This is a genomic window from Stenotrophomonas sp. AS1, assembly GCF_048957655.1.
Classification (GTDB): domain Bacteria; phylum Pseudomonadota; class Gammaproteobacteria; order Xanthomonadales; family Xanthomonadaceae; genus Stenotrophomonas; species Stenotrophomonas bentonitica_A.
This window is the reverse complement of record NZ_JARVXM010000006.1, coordinates 587,381-606,545: the sequence shown is the minus strand read 5'-3', so window position 1 is coordinate 606,545 and position 19,165 is coordinate 587,381. Positions and strand designations below refer to the sequence as shown.

Sequence of the window (19,165 nt, the reverse complement as noted above, 5' to 3'; positions counted from 1 at the left end):
GAACTCGGAAGTGAAACGCAGCTGCGCCGATGGTAGTGTGGCCTAAGCCATGCGAGAGTAGGTCATCGCCAGGGTTTACACCCAAAACCCCGCTGCTCACGCAGCGGGGTTTTTTTTGTCCTTCTCCCAACGGATGGGAGCGTCTCATTTCACGTGCCACAGCAGATGAGCACGGTCATGCAGCCAGTGCGGCGGGTCTCGCTGGGTAGTAGTGCGGCGGGTCTCGCTGGGCAGTTCTGCGTTTTGGGAATGGTGGCGTCTCCGCTCGCATCTTCCGCGAGCGTAAGGCCCCCGTAGCGACCGGCAGCCCCTCGGCAAATGTCCCCCGGCCGCCGCCTGACGGCGACGCCCTCCTCCTTGATTTTGCCCAGGCGCCTACCGGCCGCTACGGCGCTCCGCGTGCTGTGTGAGGACCGACAAATCAATCCACACTCGCTGATCGCGCTGCTGCTGTGCGGCGCCAGTGGTCTCCACACGTGGGTCGCGATGCCCTTGTGGGCGAAATCAAGGAGGAGGGGGCGGCCACAGGCCGACCCCGGGGGACATTCGCCGGCAAGGGTATCCCGTCCCAACGCCCGACCAACCCAGCCGCCGCTGCACTTGGAGAGACGCACAGCTCGCCCACACTCGCCACGCGGAGAGGAAAAGACCCAAAAAAAACGGCGCCCCGAAAGGCGCCGTTTTCATGAAACAGAGATCACGTCAGGAAGAACGACCGCTCAGCGCGCAGACTCCGCGGCCGGCGCCTCAGCGCCCTTGCCCTTCATCATCGCATCGCGGGCCGCCTTGAACGGATTGCCTTCGTACCAGTTCGGCCAACGATCGCCGCCGGCCAGTTCCTTGCCAACCCCGTACAGCAGCTGCAGGTCCTCGACCGTGCCGTCCAGCTTCCAGGTGGCCGGATCGAACTCATCCTTGGGGCCGTGGTAACGGTGGCTGCCGTAGTCTTCGGCCGCCTTGCGGCCAGCCTCGACACCGCCGTCGCGCAGATCCTCACCACCGTCGGCATACAGCGCCGGCACGCCCGCCTTGGCGAAGTTGAAATGATCCGAACGGAAGTAGAAGCCGCTCTGTACCGCGGTCTCGCCGTGCAGGGTGCGGCCCTGATTCGCGGCCAGCGGCTTGAGGATGTCCTCCAGCTCGGAGCTGCCGAAACCGGTCACGGTCATGTCCTTGGCGCGGCCGGCCACCGACATCGCATCGATGTTGATCACGCCGGCGATCTTGTCCAGCGGGAAGGTCGGGTGGCTGACGTAGTACTTCGAGCCGAGCAGGCCGGACTCTTCCAGCGTCACCGCCAGGAACACCACCGAACGCTCCGGTGCCGGCTGCTGGTGGACCATCGCGTCAGCGACTTCCAGGATGCCGGCCACGCCGGTCGCGTTGTCGACGGCACCGTTGTAGATGTTGTCGCCCTGCTCACCCTCGTGCTTGCCCAGGTGATCCCAGTGCGCCATGTACAGCACGGCCTCGTCGGCGCGCTTGCTGCCGGGCAGGACGCCGACCACGTTGCGCGACTTCTTCTCGGCGATGGTGCTCTTCAGGTCGAAGGACACCTTGGCCTTCAGCGGGACCGGCTTGAAGCCGCGCTTGCTGGCATCCTTGTAGGCCTTGTCCAGGTCCAGGCCGGCCTCGGCGAACAACTGACGCGCGGCCTCGGCGCTCAACCAGCCCTGTGCGGGCAGGCGCGCTTCCGGATCATCCTTGGCCGGCAGGTCGTACTGCGGGCCGGCCCACGAGTTCTTGACCACATCCCAGCCGTACGACGCACCGGCGGTGTCGTGCACGATCAGTGCGGCAGCAGCGCCCTTGCGTGCGGCCTCCTCGAACTTGTAGGTCCAGCGGCCGTAATAGGTCATGCGCTTGCCGTCGAACAGCTTCTCGTCGTTGACGTGGAAGCCCGGGTCGTTGACGAACATCACGACGGTCTTGCCCTTCCAGTCCTGGCCGGCATAGTCGTTCCACTTCTGCTCCGGTGCGTCCACACCGTAGCCCACGAACACCAGATCGCTGTCCTGTACCTTTACCTCCGGCTGGCCGCTGCGGGTGCCGATCACCATGTCGGTGCCGAACCTCAGCTCGCGGGTCTTGCCGGCCTGGTCCAGCTTGAGCACGGTCGACTCATCGGCGGTGGTCTCGGTCATCGCCACGTCCTGGAACCAGCTGTCGCCGTTGCCCGGCTGCAGGCCGATGCGCTGCATCTGGTCGCGGATGTAATTGACGGTCAACTCTTCGCCCTTGCTGCCGGGCGAACGGCCTTCGAACTCATCCGAGGCCAGGGTCTTGACCAGCTCGGCGAAGTCGCCGGCATTGATCTCGGGCGAGAACGCATGGCCCGGCGCGGTCGGTGCCGCGTCGGTGGCGGGGGCCGCGGTGGGCGCGGCGGATTCGCCCTTGCACGCGGTCAACGCAGCGGCAGCGGCAAGGCACAACAGAAGTTTGCGGGGCATCATCGGTTCCTGGAACGGGAAAGGCGGGTCCGCGCGGCACCAACAGCCACAATATCAATCCTGCGGTGCGGTGTCGGTATCGAAGGGAACGGCCACCGCGCCACTGACCGGTCCGACGCGGGCCGTGCGGTGCACGTACAGGGTGACCTCGCGCTCGAACTGCAGCGGTCCGTTGACCGACGCGTTCGGGCCGATGATCACGCGCGGCTTGCGGCCGGGCGTCAGCGACAGGTTGAAGTTCGGTTTCTTGACCTCGATCCCGCCCTCCACCTGCGAGCCCACGCCAACGGTGATGTCTCCGTTGACGGTCTCGATGCCGCGCGCCACGCGCGTTTCGACCAGGCCGATGCTGCCGTTGACGGTTTCAAGGCTGCCGTCGATCTGGGTACCACGGTCCAGGAAGATGCCGCCGTTGACGGTGTCCACGCCGCCGCTGGCAATCACTTCGCGTCCGACCCGCACGCTGCCGTTGACCGTGGATATTCCCCCGGTGCGCGCGCGATCAGCCACGCGGATGCCGCCGTTGACGGTTTCGATACGACCCGTCACAGCGCCTTCGGCGACCTTGATGCCGCCGTTGACGGTCTCCAGATTGCCGTAGGTCTGACCGGCTTCGGCGGAGATGCTGCCGTTGACCTTGCTGATGTTGTCGCTCGCCAAGCCCGGCGCACAGGGCAGCGTCAGGGCCAGCAGCAGCGGGAGCAGGGAGCGTTTCATGGGAACCTCGATGGTGGAGCGCGGCTGGCAGGCCGCCTGCAGGAATGTCACCATGCATCGTTGCAATCCGCATCTGCCTGAAGTCACTGGAAAGCCCTTGCGCCACAACGCCTTTTCCTCACGCCGGGATAACAATCCGACCGATGGACGCGGTCGCACGCAGTGGCTGAGCCCGGCGTTGCGTGCCCTCGTGCTGGCAGTGGCCATGCTCGGCGCCAGCCCGCTGGCCGCGCAATCGTCCAAGGAGGCCGAGCGCAAGCTGCAGAAGCTGCGCAGCGAGCTCAAGGGCGTGGCCCAGGAACGGCGGACGCTGGAAGGCCAGCGTGGGCAGGCATCGCGCCAGCTGCGCGAAGCCGATGAGAAGGTGGCCCGCACCGGGCGCGTACTGGCCCAGACCGAAACCGCGCTGCAGCGCGAAACCCGCGCCATGAACGAACTGCAGGCCAAGCGCGATGCGCTGCAGGCCGGGCTGGAACAGCAGCGCACGGAGCTGGCCTCGCTGCTGCGCGCGGCCTATCGCATCGGCAACAACGCACCGCTGAAGCTGCTGCTGTCGCAGGACCGTGTTGCCGATGCGAACCGCAGCCTGGCCTACCACCGCTACCTGCAGCGCGAGCGCGCGCAGCGGATCCAGTCGCTGACGGCCGACCTCACCGAACTGCAGCGCGTGGAGGCGGAGATCGTCGAGCGGCGCAAGGCGCTGGAAGGCACCCGCCAACAGCAGAAACAGCAGGTGGCCACGTTGGCCGATGACCGCCGCGAGCGGGCGGCCACGGTTGCCACGCTGGATGAGCGCTACAAGGACCGCAGCGAGCGTGAGAAGGCGCTGGGCCAGGACGCCAAGGCACTGGAAACGCTGCTCGCGAATCTGCGTGCCGCCGCTGCACGTGCCGAGGCGGAACGTCGCGCTGCCGCGCGCCGGGCCGCTGCGGAAAAAGCCGCTGCCGAGAAGGCTGATCGCGCTGCTGCCGCCAGTGGCACGCGGCCGCCGCCGCGGGCGACCAAGACACCCCCTGCGGTCGCTTCCGCACCGGCCCCGAAGGTGGGCGGCCTGGGCTGGCCGCTGTCCGGCAATCTGCTCGCCCGCTATGGCGGCAAGCTGCCTGATGGCCGCACCAGCAGCGGCGTGCTGATCGGCGCGCCAGCGGGCAGCACGATCACCGCCGTCGCCGATGGCACCGTGGTGTTCTCCGACTGGATGACCGGCTACGGCATGATCCTGATCGTCGACCACGGCAACGGCTACATGAGCCTGTACGCCCACAACGACACCCTGCTGCGCGATGCCGGCGCCACGGTGAAGAAGGGTGAGGCCGTGGCCAAGGTCGGCAACTCGGGTGGGCAGGGCGTGACCGCGCTGTACTTCGAGCTGCGCCGCAATGGCCAGCCGGTCGACCCGGGCAGCTGGCTGCAGCGGCGATAAACCGCGCACAACAGCAGCGCACCGCCAGGGGCGGGGTTCAACGGGAATTTATCGTCGCTTCGCGCATAATCGGGCGACGCACCCCGGTGCGTGGCTCAACCGTCCCCCGCTCATCCTGGAGTGCTTCATGCGCGTAGCCCGTTCCGCCACCTTGCTGCTGGCCCTGTTGCCCGCGGTGTCCTGGGCGCAGCAGACCGCCGAAGCGCCGGCACGCGGGGCCGATGCGGCCACCACGGAAGAAGCGGTGACCTCACGGGTTCCGTTGGAAGAGATCCGCCGCTATGTGGCCGTGTACAACGCGGTGCGCGCCGCCTACGTCGACCCGGTCGATGACAAGAAGCTCATGCAGTCCGCCATCCGTGGCCTGCTGCTGGATCTGGATCCGCACAGCACCTATTTCGACAAGGAAGACGCCGAAGCCTTCGATGAGCAGGCCAACGGCGCCTACGACGGCATCGGCGTGGAGCTGCAGCAGCAGCCCGACAACAGCAGCCTGAAAGTGATCTCGCCGATCGACGACACCCCGGCCGCACGCGCGGGCATCCTTGCTGGCGACCTGATCATCGCCATCGACGGCAAGCCGATCAGTGCGATCGAGGCTACCGAGCCGCTGCGCGGCGTGGCCGGCACCAAGGTCGTGCTGACCCTGGTGCGCGAAGGCAAGCCCAAGCCGTTCGATGTCAGCGTCACCCGCGAGACCATCCGCGTGACCAGCGTGCGCAGCCGGATGCTTGAACCCGGTTACGGCTACATCCGCCTGAGCACCTTCCAGGCCGACACCGGTGCCGATTTCCAGAAGCACGTTGCCCAGTTGCAGCAGCAGGCTGGTGGCAAGCTCAAGGGGCTGGTGCTGGACCTGCGCAGCAACCCGGGTGGCCTGCTGACCGCCGCGGTGCAGGTAGCCGACGACCTGCTCGAGAAGGGCAACATCGTCAGTACCCGTGGCCGCATCTCGATCAGCGATGCCCGTTTCGATGCAACGCCGGGCGATCTGCTCAAGGGCGCGCCGGTCGTGGTGCTGGCCGACGCCGGCTCGGCCAGTGCCTCCGAGGTGCTGGCCGGCGCCCTGCGCGACAACGGCCGCGCGCGCGTGGTCGGCAGCCGCACCTTCGGCAAGGGCTCGGTGCAGACCGTACTGCCGCTGGACAACGGGGACTCGGTGAAACTCACCACCGCGCGGTATTTCACGCCGAGCGGCAAGTCGATCCAGGCCACCGGCATCATTCCCGATGTGCTGCTGCAGCCGGAAAAGCGTGCTGGCGATGACGACCTGCCGGCCAGCCTGACCGACTACAGCGAAGCCACGCTGCCCGGGCACCTGCGCGGTGACGAGGAAGGCACCGAAGGCTACAAGGCCGGTGACGTGCTGCCGGGCGATGGTCCGATCAACGATGCCCTGGCCGAGTTGAAGCAACCGGGTTCGGTGCTGGCCAGGCAGAAGGCGGAGGCGGCGAAGAAGCCGGCGGCCAAGCCGTCAGCGGCAGCGGTCAAGCCAGTAGAGGCAAAGCCGGCAGATACGAAGCCAGCCGAACAGCCTGCGGCTGCACCGGCTACGCCCGCACCGGCCGAGCCGGAAGCTCCGGCCTCGACGGCACCGATCAAGCCCTGACCAAGCCACCCAGTACTCGCCATGACGGACCTGTTTGATCAGATCGCGGCATTGACCCGCTCCGCCGCGCTATCCGAAGACGAGAGGGCAATGCAATTGGGCACTGTGGCCGCGCTCCATGGCATCGATGGCGATCGCGTCTACTGGTGGGCCGGGCTCTCCCGCCCGCCCCGCAGGATGCCGTATGAAGATGGCAGCGGATTGGCTCTCCTCAACGAAGTGCTGACTGCGCTGCCACTGGAAGAAGTAGTGCTGGTCGCAACCGACGAGGAACCCGCGCCTTGGCCGATGTGGGTGCTGGGTCGGGATGAGCTCATCGCGTTGCTGGAAGCACTACCGTTCTTCGAGTACTTCGTTGCGTCGCCAGATGGGCGCACGCTAGTTTTCGATACGCATCACAACGAATTGCTGATCGCTTCGCTGGACCCCTCGGGGGCTGTCTCTCGCTCGGACTGACGCGAACGCGCCGTCCCCGATATCAAAACCCGTGCCGCTTGCGCAGCCGCCGCGCGATCGCCGCACGCACATACACGCCATAGCCGAGCCCAAACACGAAGCCGGCGATGTGCGCCCACCAGGCGACCATGCCGAAGGTCGGGCCGATGTAGGCGAAGACCACCTGCAGCGCCGCCCAGACACCGATCAGCAGATAGGCCGGCGCACGCACGAATTCCAGGAACAGGCCCAGCGGAATCACCACGCCCAGCCGCGCGCCCGGGAACAGCGCCAGATAGGCGCCGATCAGGGCCGACACCGCGCCGCTGGCCCCGATGATGATCTGGTCCGGGCTGCCCATGGTGTAGATCGCGGTCAGATTCGAAATCGCCCCGCCGACCAGGAACAGCAGCATCAGCCGCCATGGGCCCAGCACGCGCTCGGCCGGCAGCCCGAAGATCAGCAGGAACACCAGGTTGCCCAGCAGGTGCGACCAGTCCGCATGCAGGAACAGCGCGGTGAACAGCCGCAGCACGCTGCCGTCCTGCAGGGTCGCCCACCAGTCCAGCGGGTGGGTCAGGCCGGTGGAAAGCGCGCCCCAGTCCATCCACAGGCTGCGCCGGGCGTCGTCCGGCCGGGAGATCGACCACAGGAACGCGACCCACAGCGCCGCGAACAGCAGGGGGGTGGCCCAGCGGTAGGCGGCTTTCTTGCGGGAGGGGGTCGACACGAACATGCGGGCACTAGCCTAGCGCGGAGGCTGACCTGACGGGGATATGTCGTGTTCAGCATGAATAGCCACAAGGGCGACGCACGTTATTGTTTCATTAACCGCTCTCGGTATACTCGGATACGGCGTCGTATGTCGGGAGGGGAATCCGGCGCGTTGTCCTGACCCATCAAGGGGAGGGGCGGCGCAGGCGCGCGTTGCCAACATCACCGCTTTCCGGAGAGAACCAACAATGCATACCGCTTCCACTCTTGCCCGCGTCACCGCCCTGGCCGTCGGCATTGCCGGTGTCCTGGCCGTGGGCCACGTCCACGCTGCCGCCTTCCAGCTGAAGGAAAACAGCGCCAAGGGCCTCGGCCGCGCCTTCGCCGGTTCCGGCAGCGCCGCCGGCGACGCCTCGATCATGGCCGTCAACCCGGCCGGCATGCGCCAGCTCGAGGGCATGCAGGTCCAGGGCGACCTGAGCGCCATCAGCTTCTCGGCCAAGTTCAAGGGCACCGGCCGCAAGCCGACCGGCCAGCCGCAGACCGGCGGTGACGGCGGCGACGCCGGCATGATCGCCCCGGTTCCGGCCGCCTACTTCCATATGCCGATCGGCGAAAAGGCCCACTTCGGCGTCTCGCTGACCGCCCCGTTCGGCTTCAAGACCGATTACGACAATGGCTGGGTCGGCCGTTACAGCGGCCTGAAGACCGACATGAAGGCCATCGACCTGGGCTTCGCGGCTTCGTATGACGTCAACCCGTACGTGTCCTTCGGTGCGTCCGTGTTCGTCGAGCACCTGACGATCGAGCTGAGCAACCAGATCGACTTCGGCACCGCGCTGGCGCAGTCGCGCGTGCCGGGCTTTGCCCCGGGCAGCGCCGACGGCAAGTTGACCGTGGAAGGTGACAACAATGCCGTGGGCTGGACCGTCGGTGGCTTGTTCAGCCCCGATGAAAACACCCACATCGGCATCAGCTACCGTTCCAAGGTCGAGCACAAGATCACCGGCGGCGATGCCACCTTCGATGTGCCGCAGAACGCTGCTGCCGTGCTGGCCGTCGCCCAGCCGGGCCGCTTCGTGAGCACCTCGGGCAAGGCCACGCTGACCCTGCCGGCCTCGGCTACCCTGAGCGTCACCCACAACGTCAACGACCGCTGGACCGTGATGGGTGATGTCACCCGCACTGCCTGGTCGACCGCGTTCGACCAGTTCACCATCGACTTCGCGTCGGCGCAGCCCGATTCGGTGCTGGAGTTCGGCTACCGCGATACGACCTTCGTTTCGCTGGGTACCGATTTCAAGCTGAGCGACACGGTGACCCTGCGTGGCGGTATCGCGCTGGACCAGACCCCGACCACCAACGCTCACCGCGACGTGCGCGTGCCCGATACCAGCCGCAAGTGGCTGTCGCTGGGCGTGGGCTGGACCCCGTCGGCGAACACCGAATACAACTTCGGTTACACCCACCTGTTCACCAAGGATCCGGACGTGATCATCGGTGGCACCACCAACAACCAGGGCAACTCGCTCAACGGCAAGTACAAGGTCCGTGGCGACGTGCTGGCCGCGTCGTTCAACTACAAGTTCTGATCGACGCAGCACTGAACGGTTGAACGCAGCAGCAGAAAACCCCGCGAAAGCGGGGTTTTTTGTTGGTCGCGTTGAGGCGCTTGCGGATCGACTGCCGCAGCACGGTGGGATCCGCGATGACGACGTACAATCCCCGCCCGGACTGCGCCCCTGCCGTCCCGTGCCTACTGACAAGGATCTGTATATGTCGTCTCTGCTGCTGCGCTCCACGCTTGCTCTTGGCCTGGCCGGTCTCTCGCTGCCCGCCATCGCCGCGCCGGAGTTCGCCGCCTGTTTTACCTTGACCCCGGGCCTGTCGTGGTCCAGCAGCGATGAAACGCTGACCATCGAGAAGGCCACGTTCGCCGGGCAGGAGGCGATCAAGGTGAGCAGCGCCGGTGGTGGGGTTGGCACGGCCAGCTATTACGACGCCAGCGGGCGCCAGCTTCTCGGCCAGGAGCGCCTGGGCATTTCCGCTTGGGGTGGCGACGCGTCCAGGCCGGTGATGACCGACATCTTCAAGCCCGCGCCGACGTTCCCGCAGAGCGCCAAGCCAGGCGATCGGTTCGAGGTCAACGGCAAGGGCGAGCGCACGAACCATGTCGACGAGACGGTCGAGCCGATCGACTACGACGGCTTCTCCGATTACACCTTCGTCGGCTTCGAAGATCTGGAGACGGAAGTCGGCGACCAGCCGCGGACGTTCAAGGATACCTGCCATGTCACGGCGACCTTCGAAGACAACCGTATCGAGGCGTGGCACGCCGCCGGCTTCGGCCGCATCAAGTTCGAGCGCTACATGGGCAGCGAACTGCTGATGCGCGATGAGATCGAGTCCATCGAGCAGTAGTGCCGGCCGCTGGCCGGCAATCTGTGCCAGCTTCCAGGCCACAAAAAACCCCGCTTTCGCGGGGTTTTTCGTTCAACGCATGTGCGCTGGAATCAGTCGCCCAGGGTCAGCAGCGAGGCATTGCCGCCGGCTGCCGTGGTGTTCACGGTGACGGTCTTTTCGGTGGCGAAGCGCAGCAGGTAGTGCGGACCGCCGGCTTTCGGGCCGGTACCGGACAGGCCCTGGCCGCCGAACGGCTGCACGCCGACCACCGCGCCGATCTGGTTGCGGTTGACGTACACGTTGCCGACATTGATGCGCGAGGAGATGCGGTCGACGGTTTCATCGATGCGCGAATGCACGCCCAGGGTCAGGCCGTAGCCGGTCGCATTGATCTGGTCGATCACCGCGTCGAGCTGATCGCCCTTCCAGCGGATCACGTGCAGCACCGGCCCGAAGATTTCCTTGTGCAGCTGGTCCAGGTTCTTCAGCTCGTAAGCACGCGGTGCGAAGAAGGTGCCGTGTGCCGCTTCGTCGCTCAGCGAGGCGGCGGCGATCAGGCGCGCTTCCTTCTCCATGCGCACCGCGTGATCCTTGAGGATCTGCAGGGCATCGGCATCGATCACCGGGCCGACGTCCGTGGAGAGCAGGCCCGGGTCACCGACCTTCAGCTCGGCCATCGCGCCGGACAGCATGGTCATCACCTTGTCGGCGATGTCGTCCTGCACGAACAGCACGCGCGCGGCCGAGCAGCGCTGGCCGGCCGAGGTGAAGGCCGACCCGATCGCGTCCTTGACCAGCTGCTCCGGCAGCGCCGAGGAGTCGGCGATGAAGGCGTTCTGGCCGCCGGTTTCGGCGATCAGCACACCGATCGCGGCGTCGCGCGCGGCCATCGCACGGTTGATCGCACGGGCGGTATCGGTCGAGCCGGTGAAGGCCACGCCGGCCACGCGCGGGTCGGCGGTCAGGGCGGCGCCGACGGTCGCACCGTCGCCCGGCAGGAACTGCACAACGCCTTCGGGCACGCCGGCGTCGAGCAGCAGCTTCACCGCGTAGTAGCCGATCAGGTTGGTCTGTTCGGCCGGCTTGGCGATCACGCTGTTGCCTGCGGCGAGCGCAGCGCTGACCTGGCCCAGGAAGATCGCCAGCGGGAAGTTCCACGGGCTGATGCAGACGAACACACCGCGGCCATGCAGCTGCAGTTCGTTGGATTCACCGGTCGGGCTCGGCAGCTTTTCGGCATGGCCGAACTGCTCGCGTGCCTGCTTGGCGTAATAGCGCAGGAAGTCGACCGCTTCGCGCACTTCGGCAATACCGTCGGGCAGGCTCTTGCCGGCTTCCTTGACGCACAGTGCCATGAACTCCGGCAGGCGCGCCTCGAGCTGGTCCGCCGCGTGTTCCAGGATCGCGGCGCGGCTGGCGGCCGGGGTGCGGTTCCAGGCCGGCTGCGCGGCCATGGCGTTGGCCAGGGCCTTCTCCACGGTGGCACTGTCGGCCGGCTGCCACTGGCCGACGACCTGGCGGGTGTCGGCCGGGTTGGTCACGTTCAACAGCGCAGCGGTCGGGCTGGCACCGGGCACCAGCGGCGCGGCGTGCCACCCGCTCTTACCCGGCGCGGGCACGGCCGCGTTGAGCTGCTCGGCCAGAGCGCGCAGATCGTTGTCGTTGGCGAGATTGACGCCCATGGAGTTTTTCCTGTCATGGTTCTGGCTGCGCAGCAGATCGACCGGCAGCGGGATTTTCGGATGCGGGATGGACGCGAACGAGGAGACCACGTCCACCGGATCGCGGATCAGGTCGTCGATGGCCACGTTCTCGTCGGTGATGCGGTTGACGAAGCTGGAATTAGCGCCGTTTTCGAGCAGGCGGCGCACCAGGTACGGCAGCAGGTCTTCATGCGAACCGACCGGCGCGTACACGCGGCACGGCACGTTCAGACGGTCGGCCGGCACCACTTCGGCATACAGGTCATCGCCCATGCCGTGCAGCTTCTGATGCTCGTACTGGCCGCCCTTGGCGATCGCCTGCACGGCCGCGATGGTGTGCGCGTTGTGGGTGGCGAACATCGGGTAGATCGCATCGCTGTGCGTGAACAGACGCTTGGCACAGGCCAGGTAGGACACGTCGGTGTTCTGCTTGCGGGTGAACACCGGGTACGCCGGCAGGCCCTCGATCTGCGCACGCTTGATTTCCGCATCCCAGTACGCGCCCTTGACCAGGCGTACCTGCAGGCGACGACCGATGCGGCGGGCCAGATCGGCCAGGTAGTCGATCGTGTACGGAGTGCGCTTCTGGTACGACTGCACGACCACGCCGAAGCCTTCCCAACCGGCGAGCGAGGCATCGCTGACCACCGTCTCGATGATGTCCAGCGACAGCTCCAGGCGGTCGGTCTCTTCGGCATCGACGGTGCAGCCGATGCCGTAGGACTTGGCCAGCTGAGCCAGTTCCAGTACGCCCGGCACCAGGTCGGCCATCACGCGTGCGCGCTTGGCATGCTCGTAGCGCGGGTACAGCGCGGAGAGCTTGATCGAGATGCCCGGTGCCGAATTGACATCGCCGTCCGGGCGGCCGCCGCGTGCCTTGTGGTCACCGCCGATCGAGTGGATCGCGCGACGGTAATCCTCCAGGTAACGCTTGGCGTCCTTCATGGTCAGCGCGCCTTCGCCGAGCATGTCGAACGAATAGCGGTAGCTGGCGTTGTCGCCCTTGTGCGAGCGCGACAGCGCTTCGTCGATGGTGCGGCCCATGACGAACTGGTGGCCCATGATCTTCATCGCCTGGCGCACTGCCAGGCGGATCACCGGCTCACCCACGCGACCGATCAGGCGCTTGAACGCGCCCGGCACATCGGCGCGGGTGGCATCGTTGATCTGGACCAGGCGGCCGGTCAGCATCAGGCCCCAGGTGGAGGCGTTGACCAGCACCGAGTCGCTGCCGCCCATGTGCTTCTTCCAGTCCGCATCGCCGAGCTTGTCGCGGATCAGCTTGTCGGCCGTCTCCTGGTCCGGAATGCGCAGCAGCGCTTCGGCCACGCACATCAGCAGCACGCCTTCCTCGCTGCCCAGATCGTACTGGCGCATGAAGGCTTCGATCGCGCCCTGGTCCTGGGCACGCACGCGCACCCGCTTGACCAGGTCGGCGGCGGTGGCCTGCACCCTGGCCTGTTCGGCGGCGGGAAGGCGCGCCTGCTCCAGCAGCTCGCGCACATGGGTGGCCTCGTTCTTCAACCAGGCATCGGTGATCGCCTGGCGGAACGCGTTGGGAACGGCCGGCAGCTCAGGAGAGAGCAGCGGCGGGCGGGCGGCGCCGGACGATGCCGGGGCAGGGGGAAGGACAGAGGATGCAGTCATGCCGGTCGGCTCGTGGAGAACTTGACCATTTTAATCGTTTTTTGGGGGAGTCAAGTGCTTTCCGTGGCTGCGCCCATGCGGCGCATAGCCTTTCATACAGGGGGATTCGGCGGATTCGACCCGGCTGGTATTTATTGTGCCGATTTCGTCAAAACGGCCGCCGCAGCCGATGCTGTGTTGCAACATTCCTGAAACTGTGAATGGACCCTTGCTACTCGCTGGAGAGCGGGGCTACCATCGAGACGTTTCCCGCGGCAGGAAAAACGCGATTGCGACATGATCGAGGTGCTCATCGCTCCGGACGGATCAGGGACGCAACTGCGGCTGCGTCCCCCACGGGCGCTCGATGCCCGGCAGTTCGTCCTGTTGTTTGCAGTGTTGGCGGGGGTGATGTGGCTGGCGGCCGGCCTGGGCTGGTTCACCGGCAACGTATTCGCCCCCGTGTTTGCTCTGCTGTACAGCGTGTTGCTGGCAGTGGCGCTGCGCACGGTGTGGCGCAGTGGAGAACGGCAGGAAGAGATCCGGGTAGTGCCGGCGTGCGTGGAAGTGATTCCCGCACCCGGGCATTCGCCGGTGTTCAGCGCCCACCCGCACTGGGTGAGGCTGATCGCCGACGAACGCAGAGTCCGGCTGGCATCCAGCGGTAGGCAGGTGGACGTGGGGAGCTTCCTCGCACCGGCCGAACGCCAGGTACTGGCTCAGAAACTAGAAGGCTTGCTCGCGGCCACTGACGGCCGCAACCGACGACGCTAAGGGTCTAGGCAATGAAGCAATGCAGAAAGTGGGGCAGGACGTTCGGGAAGTCAGTGTTGAGCGGGGCCGCGCTGCTGGCGCCGGCCATGGCGTGGGCCCAGGCGGCCGACCCCAAACCGTGGCAATTGAACATGGGCAAGGGGGTGACCCAGAGCTCGCGGTTGGCGTGGGAGTCCAACCTGTTTTCGCTGTGGGTCTGTACCGTGATCGGGGTGCTGGTATTCGGCGCGCTGTTCTACGCGATCTTCAAGTTCCGCAAATCCAAGGGCGCGGTCGCCGCCACCTTCAGCCACAACACCAAGGCCGAGGTCATCTGGACCGTGATCCCGGTGATCATCCTGGTGGTGATGGCCTGGCCGGCCACGGCCAATCTGATCAAGTTCTACGACACCCGCGATTCGGAAATGACCGTCAAGGTCACCGGATATCAGTGGATGTGGAAGTACGAATACCTCGGCGAGAACGTCAGCTTCACCAGCCGCCTGGACCGTGAGTCCGACCGTGTCCGCCAGAGTGGCGTGGTGCCGACCCGCGACAGCCATCCGCATTACCTGCTGGATGTCGACAACCGCCTGGTACTGCCGGTCGATACCAAGGTGCGCTTCGTAATCACCTCCGACGACGTCATCCATGCATGGTGGGTGCCGGCGCTGGGCTGGAAGCAGGATGCGATTCCCGGCTTCATCAACGAGGCCTGGACCAACATCGAGCAGCCCGGCGTGTACCGCGGTCAGTGCGCCGAACTGTGTGGCAAGGATCACGGCTTCATGCCGATCGTGGTCGAGGCGGTCTCCAAGGAGGATTACCAGAAATGGCTCGCCTCCAAGAAGCCTGCGCCGGCCCCTGCACCGGAGGCTGCCCCGGCACCGGCACCGGCGGTCCCGGCCGAGGCCACTCCGTCACCGGCCAGCGAGCCGGCCGCGGCAGCAACAGACAGCAACGCCTGAAATCGAGCCGCGTCCGCCAGCCGGCGGATGCGGGTACCACCGGATACAGTGAGGTGTAGTTGCGATGGCGCATTCCGCAGTTGACCACGACGGGCATCACGGGCATCAGCAGGGGTTCTTCGAGCGTTGGTTCTTCTCGACCAACCACAAGGACATCGGCACGCTCTACCTGCTTTTCAGCTTCATCATGTTCATCATCGGTGCGGCGATGAGCGTGATCATCCGCGCTGAGCTGGCGCAACCGGGCCTGCAGTTCGTCAAGCCCGAGTTCTTCAACCAGATGACCACCGTGCATGCGCTGGTGATGATCTTCGGTGGCGTGATGCCGGCCTTCGTCGGCCTGGCCAACTGGATGATCCCGCTGCAGATCGGCGCGCCGGACATGGCGCTGCCGCGCATGAACAACTGGTCGTTCTGGCTGCTGCCGGTGGCCTTCAGCCTGCTGCTGCTGACCCTGTTCCTGCCCGGCGGCGCACCGGCCGGTGGCTGGACGTTGTATCCGCCGCTGTCGCTGCAGGGCGGCTACAACGTCGCCTTCAGCGTGTTCGCCATCCACGTGGCCGGCATCAGCTCGATCATGGGCGCGATCAACATCATCGCCACCGTGCTCAACATGCGCGCCCCCGGCATCGATCTGCTGAAGATGCCGATCTTCTGCTGGGCCTGGCTGATCACCGCGTTCCTGCTGATCGCGGTGATGCCGGTGCTCGCCGGCGCGGTGACGATGCTGCTCACCGACAAGTTCTTCGGCACCAGCTTCTTCAACGCCGCCGGTGGCGGTGACCCGGTGATGTACCAGCACATCTTCTGGTTCTTCGGGCACCCGGAGGTCTACATCATGATCCTGCCGGCGTTCGGCGTGGTCAGCGAGATCATCCCCACCTTCAGCCGCAAGCCGCTGTTCGGTTACCAGGCGATGGTCTACGCGATCGCCGCGATCGCCTTCCTGTCCTTCATCGTATGGGCCCACCACATGTTCACCGTGGGCATGCCGCTGGGCGGCGAAATCTACTTCATGTTCGCCACGATGCTCATCTCCATCCCGACCGGGGTGAAGGTGTTCAACTGGGTCAGCACGATGTGGCGTGGCTCGCTCACTTTCGAAGCGCCAATGCTGTGGGCGGTGGCCTTCGTCATCCTGTTCACCATCGGTGGCTTCTCCGGCCTGATGCTGGCGATCGTGGTGGCCGACTTCCAGTACCACGACACCTATTTCGTGGTCGCGCACTTCCACTACGTGCTGGTCACCGGCGCGGTGTTCGGGTTGATCGCCGCGGTGTACTACTGGTGGCCCAAGTGGACCGGGCGCATGTACAGCGAAACCTGGGCCAAGGTGCACTTCTGGTGGTCGATCGTGTTCGTGAACCTGCTGTTCTTCCCGCAGCACTTCCTCGGCCTGGCCGGTATGCCGCGGCGTATTCCGGATTACAGCGTGGCCTTCGCCGACTGGAACCTGATCAGTTCGATCGGTGCGTTCGGCATGTTCGTCACGCCCTTCATGATGGCCGCGATCCTGTGGCACTCCCTGCGCCACGGCGCGAAGGCCGCCGATCGCTGCTGGGAAGGCGCACGTGGCCTGGAGTGGACGATCCCGTCGCCCGCACCGGCGCATACGTTCACCACGCCGCCGACCATCCGTCCGGGTGATCTGGCGCATGACGACATCACCCATTGAGGCCGCTCATGACCAGTACGCTCCACACCCCCGATGAGCAGGCCCTGCAACGCCGCCGCGCGCACCGCACCGCGTGGGCCGTCGGCATCGTCGCGGTGATGGTCTATGCCGGCTTCATCCTCAGCGGGGTGATCGGGCGATGAGCGATCCGCGCCCGGCTCCGCCCGCACGTCATGCGGGCCTGCCCCGACTGATCGGGGTGGCCCTGGCGGTGTTCGTGCTGACCTTCTCGCTGGTGCCGCTGTACCGCATCGCCTGCGAGAAGGTGTTCGGCGTGCGCCTGGAACGTGGCCCGGGCGCGGCGGCGGGTACGGCGGCCGCCACCGGCAAGCGCACGGTGCGGGTGGAGTTCGATGGCGGTGTGAATTCCAAGCTGCCGTGGGCGTTCCATCCCGAACAGCTGACGATGGACGTGGTGCCCGGCGAGCTCAACGAAGCGCTGTATTACGCGCGCAATGACAGCGATCGCGCGCTGGTCGGCAGCGCGGTGCCGTCGGTGGCCCCGGCCAAGGCGTCGGGCTACTTCAGCAAGACCGAGTGTTTCTGCTTCACCGCGCAGACGCTGCAGGCCGGTGAGAAACGCGACATGCCGGTGCGCTTCATCGTCGATCCCGACCTGCCGGCCAACATCACCACAATCACCCTGTCCTACACCTTCTACAAGAACGACGCTTTGTCCGCGCAGTTGGCCCCGGCCAGCCTGCCGACCGGCGCGCGTGCAGCTCCCTGATCCGGACCGGACCCAAGACCATGGCCCAGCAAAGCCCCGATGCGAACGTGTACTTCGTGCCCACGCACAGCAAATGGCCGTTCATCGGTTCCATCGCGATGATGGTGACGATGGTCGGCGTGGCCAGCTGGCTCAATGATTCCAGCTGGGGCAAGTGGACCTTCTACGCGGGCATCGCGATGCTGGTGCTGACCCTGTTCTGGTGGTTCAGCGACGTGGTGCGCGAATCGCAGGCCGGCAGCTACAACCGCCAGGTCGACGGCTCGTTCCGGATGGGGATGGTGTGGTTCATCTTCTCGGAAGTGATGTTCTTCGGCGCATTTTTCGGCGCGCTGTTCTATACCCGCAACCTGGGCCTGCCGTGGCTGGGCGGCGCGGGCGACGGCGTGATGACCAACGAGTTGCTGTGGGATGGTTACTCGGCGGCGTGGCCCACCAACGGCCCCGGGGCCATCGGCGGGCATTTCCAGACCATTCCGGCCTGGGGCCTGCCGCTGATCAACACGCTGATCCTGCTGACCTCCGGTGTCACCCTTACCATCGCGCACCACGCGCTCAAGGCCGGGCATCGGCGCCAGCTGCTGGTCTGGCTGGGCATCACCGTGCTGCTCGGCCTGGGCTTCCTTACCCTGCAGGCGGAGGAGTACATCCACGCCTACAAGGAACTCAACCTCACGTTGGGCTCGGGCATCTACGGCTCGACATTCTTCATGCTCACCGGCTTCCACGGCGTGCACGTGCTGCTCGGCACGATCATGTTGGCGGTGATGTGGCTGCGTTCCTCGAAAGGGCATTTCACCCGCGACAACCATTTCGGTTTCGAAGCCGCCGCGTGGTACTGGCACTTCGTCGACGTGGTGTGGCTGATGTTGTTCCTGTTCGTCTACGTGCTGTAGCGTCGGTGCGACGTCCTGCCGCATCGACGCCGGTGCGGCTTCAGCCGCCGATGCCGTGGGGCTTGATCCAACCGCTGTAGATGCCGATGACCACCAGCACGATCAGCGCCACCGACACCGCGATGCGGCGGGTGAGGGCATTGACGGTGCGCTTGGTCTGGCCGCGATCGACCAGCAGGTAATACAGCCCGGCGCCCAGATTCCAGACGATGACGATCAGAAACGCGATTACCAGCAGGGTCTTCAACGAATCATTCATGCGCGGCTCGATGGCGTGGCGGGTGCGCCTATATCACCGCGTTTTGCCGGCGTTGTCATGATGCGCAAGCACACACGCCTGATCGGCTGGATCGCCGCGGTACTCGTCATCCTCGCGTTCTGCCAGCTCGGCCGCTGGCAACTGCAGCGCATGCATGAAAAAGAAGCGCTGCTGGCCCAGCAGGTGCCAGCGCGTGCGCAGTCACTCACGCTGCGCCAGGCGCTGGCGGCACCGCCGGTGCTGCGCTGGGTGGAGGACCGGGGCCGCTTCCTGCCGGGTACGCTGCTGCTCGACAACCAGACCCGCGATGGCCGGGCCGGGATCAAGGTCTATCAGCCGTTCCAGAGTGACGACGGCGCGCGGGTGCTGGTCGATTTGGGCTGGCTGCCGATGCCACCCGACCGTGTGATCCCGCCGATCACCCCGCATAGCGGCCCCACGGCCCTCAGCGGCCTGCTGGCGCCGCCGCCGGCTACCGGCCTGGCGCTGGGCCCGGCGCTGTCGCCCGCGCCACAGCCGGGCGTATGGCTGGCCAGCCGGATGCCACCGGAAGAGATGGCGCGCGCGCTGTCGTTGCCGCCGGGCAGCCTGCAGGTGCGCGTGCTGCGGCTGGACCCTGCGCTGCCAGGCGGATATGCGCGGGATCTGGAGCTGCTGCCCAACACACTGCCGCCCAGTCGCCATCTGGGCTATGCCGTGCAATGGTTCGGGCTGGCGTTGACCGTGCTGGTGGTCGCGCTGGTCCTGGAATTCCGACGCCATCGCCGCCGGCGTGGCACTTCCCGGCGCTGACCGGCTCAACAT

At 66.1% G+C, this 19,165-nt stretch carries 17 protein-coding genes; 12 read left to right on the top strand and 5 right to left on the bottom strand.

Annotation, left to right across the window (positions count from 1 at the left end):
• Positions 1-719 precede the first annotated feature (719 nt).
• Both PV764_RS11710 and PV764_RS11705 read right to left on the bottom strand, forming a co-directional pair.
• Positions 720-2,450: a M28 family metallopeptidase gene (locus PV764_RS11710; protein WP_026070220.1), complete on the bottom strand. Its 1,731-nt coding sequence runs from the start codon at positions 2,448-2,450 to the stop codon at positions 720-722.
• 54 nt (positions 2,451-2,504) lie between these two features.
• Positions 2,505-3,167: a hypothetical protein gene (locus PV764_RS11705; RefSeq protein WP_019186007.1), complete on the bottom strand. Its 663-nt coding sequence runs from the start codon at positions 3,165-3,167 to the stop codon at positions 2,505-2,507.
• Between the two features lie 205 nt (positions 3,168-3,372).
• Between PV764_RS11705 and PV764_RS11700 the strand changes: the two genes are divergently transcribed.
• From PV764_RS11700 to PV764_RS11690, 3 genes are all read left to right on the top strand, one after another.
• A complete protein-coding gene (locus PV764_RS11700) occupies positions 3,373-4,590 on the top strand; it encodes a peptidoglycan DD-metalloendopeptidase family protein (protein ID WP_265183204.1) in 1,218 nt (405 codons plus the stop codon).
• A gap of 127 nt (positions 4,591-4,717) precedes the next feature.
• Positions 4,718-6,199, top strand: coding sequence for a S41 family peptidase (locus tag PV764_RS11695; RefSeq protein WP_019186005.1), 1,482 nt, complete (start codon positions 4,718-4,720; stop codon positions 6,197-6,199).
• 21 nt (positions 6,200-6,220) lie between these two features.
• Positions 6,221-6,655 carry a hypothetical protein gene (locus PV764_RS11690; protein ID WP_019186004.1) on the top strand — a complete coding sequence of 145 codons (435 nt, stop codon included), beginning with the start codon at positions 6,221-6,223 and terminating at the stop codon, positions 6,653-6,655.
• A gap of 22 nt (positions 6,656-6,677) precedes the next feature.
• Here the strand turns inward: PV764_RS11690 and PV764_RS11685 are convergent, their stop codons facing one another.
• Entirely contained in the window at positions 6,678-7,370 is a 693-nt protein-coding gene (locus PV764_RS11685; RefSeq protein WP_019186003.1) for a rhomboid family intramembrane serine protease, read from the bottom strand.
• A gap of 226 nt (positions 7,371-7,596) precedes the next feature.
• On the opposite strand from PV764_RS11685, the gene PV764_RS11680 reads away from it, so the two are divergent.
• Both PV764_RS11680 and PV764_RS11675 read left to right on the top strand, forming a co-directional pair.
• Positions 7,597-8,940: an outer membrane protein transport protein gene (locus PV764_RS11680; protein WP_421116657.1), complete on the top strand. Its 1,344-nt coding sequence runs from the start codon at positions 7,597-7,599 to the stop codon at positions 8,938-8,940.
• A gap of 184 nt (positions 8,941-9,124) precedes the next feature.
• The gene (locus tag PV764_RS11675; protein WP_421116656.1) at positions 9,125-9,769 is read left to right on the top strand and encodes a hypothetical protein; all 645 of its coding nucleotides are present in this window, start codon (positions 9,125-9,127) and stop codon (positions 9,767-9,769) included.
• Between the two features lie 92 nt (positions 9,770-9,861).
• On the opposite strand, the gene putA is transcribed toward PV764_RS11675, so the two are convergent.
• Entirely contained in the window at positions 9,862-13,101 is a 3,240-nt protein-coding gene (putA, locus tag PV764_RS11670; RefSeq protein WP_421116655.1) for a bifunctional proline dehydrogenase/L-glutamate gamma-semialdehyde dehydrogenase PutA, read from the bottom strand.
• Between the two features lie 276 nt (positions 13,102-13,377).
• On the opposite strand from putA, the gene PV764_RS11665 reads away from it, so the two are divergent.
• The 6 genes from PV764_RS11665 (at position 13,378) to PV764_RS11640 (ending at position 18,102) form a co-directional block, all read left to right on the top strand.
• Positions 13,378-13,854 carry a DUF2244 domain-containing protein gene (locus PV764_RS11665; protein ID WP_019185999.1) on the top strand — a complete coding sequence of 159 codons (477 nt, stop codon included), beginning with the start codon at positions 13,378-13,380 and terminating at the stop codon, positions 13,852-13,854.
• An 11-nt stretch (positions 13,855-13,865) separates the two neighbouring features.
• Entirely contained in the window at positions 13,866-14,801 is a 936-nt protein-coding gene (gene coxB, locus PV764_RS11660; RefSeq protein WP_421116654.1) for a cytochrome c oxidase subunit II, read from the top strand.
• A 64-nt stretch (positions 14,802-14,865) separates the two neighbouring features.
• Complete coding sequence (gene ctaD, locus PV764_RS11655; protein ID WP_019185997.1) at positions 14,866-16,476, top strand: cytochrome c oxidase subunit I; 1,611 nt, start codon at positions 14,866-14,868, stop codon at positions 16,474-16,476.
• 8 nt (positions 16,477-16,484) lie between these two features.
• The gene (locus PV764_RS11650; protein WP_421116653.1) at positions 16,485-16,619 is read left to right on the top strand and encodes a hypothetical protein; all 135 of its coding nucleotides are present in this window, start codon (positions 16,485-16,487) and stop codon (positions 16,617-16,619) included.
• Positions 16,616-17,206, top strand: coding sequence for a cytochrome c oxidase assembly protein (locus PV764_RS11645; protein WP_019185995.1), 591 nt, complete (start codon positions 16,616-16,618; stop codon positions 17,204-17,206). The genes PV764_RS11650 and PV764_RS11645 overlap by 4 nt, the downstream gene beginning before the upstream one ends.
• Before the next feature lie 20 nt (positions 17,207-17,226).
• On the top strand, positions 17,227-18,102 hold the full coding sequence (locus PV764_RS11640) for a cytochrome c oxidase subunit 3 (protein WP_019185994.1): 876 nt from the start codon (positions 17,227-17,229) through the stop codon (positions 18,100-18,102).
• A 40-nt stretch (positions 18,103-18,142) separates the two neighbouring features.
• Here PV764_RS11640 and PV764_RS11635 read toward each other — a convergent pair whose 3' ends face one another.
• Positions 18,143-18,361 (bottom strand): twin transmembrane helix small protein, encoded by a 219-nt coding sequence (locus PV764_RS11635; RefSeq protein WP_019185993.1) that lies wholly within the window; start codon positions 18,359-18,361, stop codon positions 18,143-18,145.
• A 57-nt stretch (positions 18,362-18,418) separates the two neighbouring features.
• Here PV764_RS11635 and PV764_RS11630 point away from each other — a divergent pair, with 57 nt between their 5' ends.
• Complete coding sequence (locus PV764_RS11630; protein WP_046272850.1) at positions 18,419-19,153, top strand: SURF1 family protein; 735 nt, start codon at positions 18,419-18,421, stop codon at positions 19,151-19,153.
• Positions 19,154-19,165 lie beyond the last annotated feature (12 nt).

What these genes read in the sequence shown, in the direction of transcription:
- ctaD (WP_019185997.1), top strand. Translation starts at nt 14,866, where the DNA reads ATGGCGCATTCCGCAGTTGACCACGACGGGCATCACGGGCATCAGCAG.
- PV764_RS11635 (WP_019185993.1), bottom strand. Translation starts at nt 18,361, where the DNA reads ATGAATGATTCGTTGAAGACCCTGCTGGTAATCGCGTTTCTGATCGTC.
- PV764_RS11700 (WP_265183204.1), top strand. Translation starts at nt 3,373, where the DNA reads ATGCTCGGCGCCAGCCCGCTGGCCGCGCAATCGTCCAAGGAGGCCGAG.
- coxB (WP_421116654.1), top strand. Translation starts at nt 13,866, where the DNA reads ATGAAGCAATGCAGAAAGTGGGGCAGGACGTTCGGGAAGTCAGTGTTG.
- PV764_RS11690 (WP_019186004.1), top strand. Translation starts at nt 6,221, where the DNA reads ATGACGGACCTGTTTGATCAGATCGCGGCATTGACCCGCTCCGCCGCG.
- PV764_RS11705 (WP_019186007.1), bottom strand. Translation starts at nt 3,167, where the DNA reads ATGAAACGCTCCCTGCTCCCGCTGCTGCTGGCCCTGACGCTGCCCTGT.
- PV764_RS11695 (WP_019186005.1), top strand. Translation starts at nt 4,718, where the DNA reads ATGCGCGTAGCCCGTTCCGCCACCTTGCTGCTGGCCCTGTTGCCCGCG.
- PV764_RS11680 (WP_421116657.1), top strand. Translation starts at nt 7,597, where the DNA reads ATGCATACCGCTTCCACTCTTGCCCGCGTCACCGCCCTGGCCGTCGGC.
- PV764_RS11630 (WP_046272850.1), top strand. Translation starts at nt 18,419, where the DNA reads ATGATGCGCAAGCACACACGCCTGATCGGCTGGATCGCCGCGGTACTC.
- PV764_RS11665 (WP_019185999.1), top strand. Translation starts at nt 13,378, where the DNA reads ATGATCGAGGTGCTCATCGCTCCGGACGGATCAGGGACGCAACTGCGG.
- PV764_RS11710 (WP_026070220.1), bottom strand. Translation starts at nt 2,450, where the DNA reads ATGCCCCGCAAACTTCTGTTGTGCCTTGCCGCTGCCGCTGCGTTGACC.
- putA (WP_421116655.1), bottom strand. Translation starts at nt 13,101, where the DNA reads ATGACTGCATCCTCTGTCCTTCCCCCTGCCCCGGCATCGTCCGGCGCC.
- PV764_RS11675 (WP_421116656.1), top strand. Translation starts at nt 9,125, where the DNA reads ATGTCGTCTCTGCTGCTGCGCTCCACGCTTGCTCTTGGCCTGGCCGGT.
- PV764_RS11640 (WP_019185994.1), top strand. Translation starts at nt 17,227, where the DNA reads ATGGCCCAGCAAAGCCCCGATGCGAACGTGTACTTCGTGCCCACGCAC.
- PV764_RS11685 (WP_019186003.1), bottom strand. Translation starts at nt 7,370, where the DNA reads ATGTTCGTGTCGACCCCCTCCCGCAAGAAAGCCGCCTACCGCTGGGCC.
- PV764_RS11645 (WP_019185995.1), top strand. Translation starts at nt 16,616, where the DNA reads ATGAGCGATCCGCGCCCGGCTCCGCCCGCACGTCATGCGGGCCTGCCC.
- PV764_RS11650 (WP_421116653.1), top strand. Translation starts at nt 16,485, where the DNA reads ATGACCAGTACGCTCCACACCCCCGATGAGCAGGCCCTGCAACGCCGC.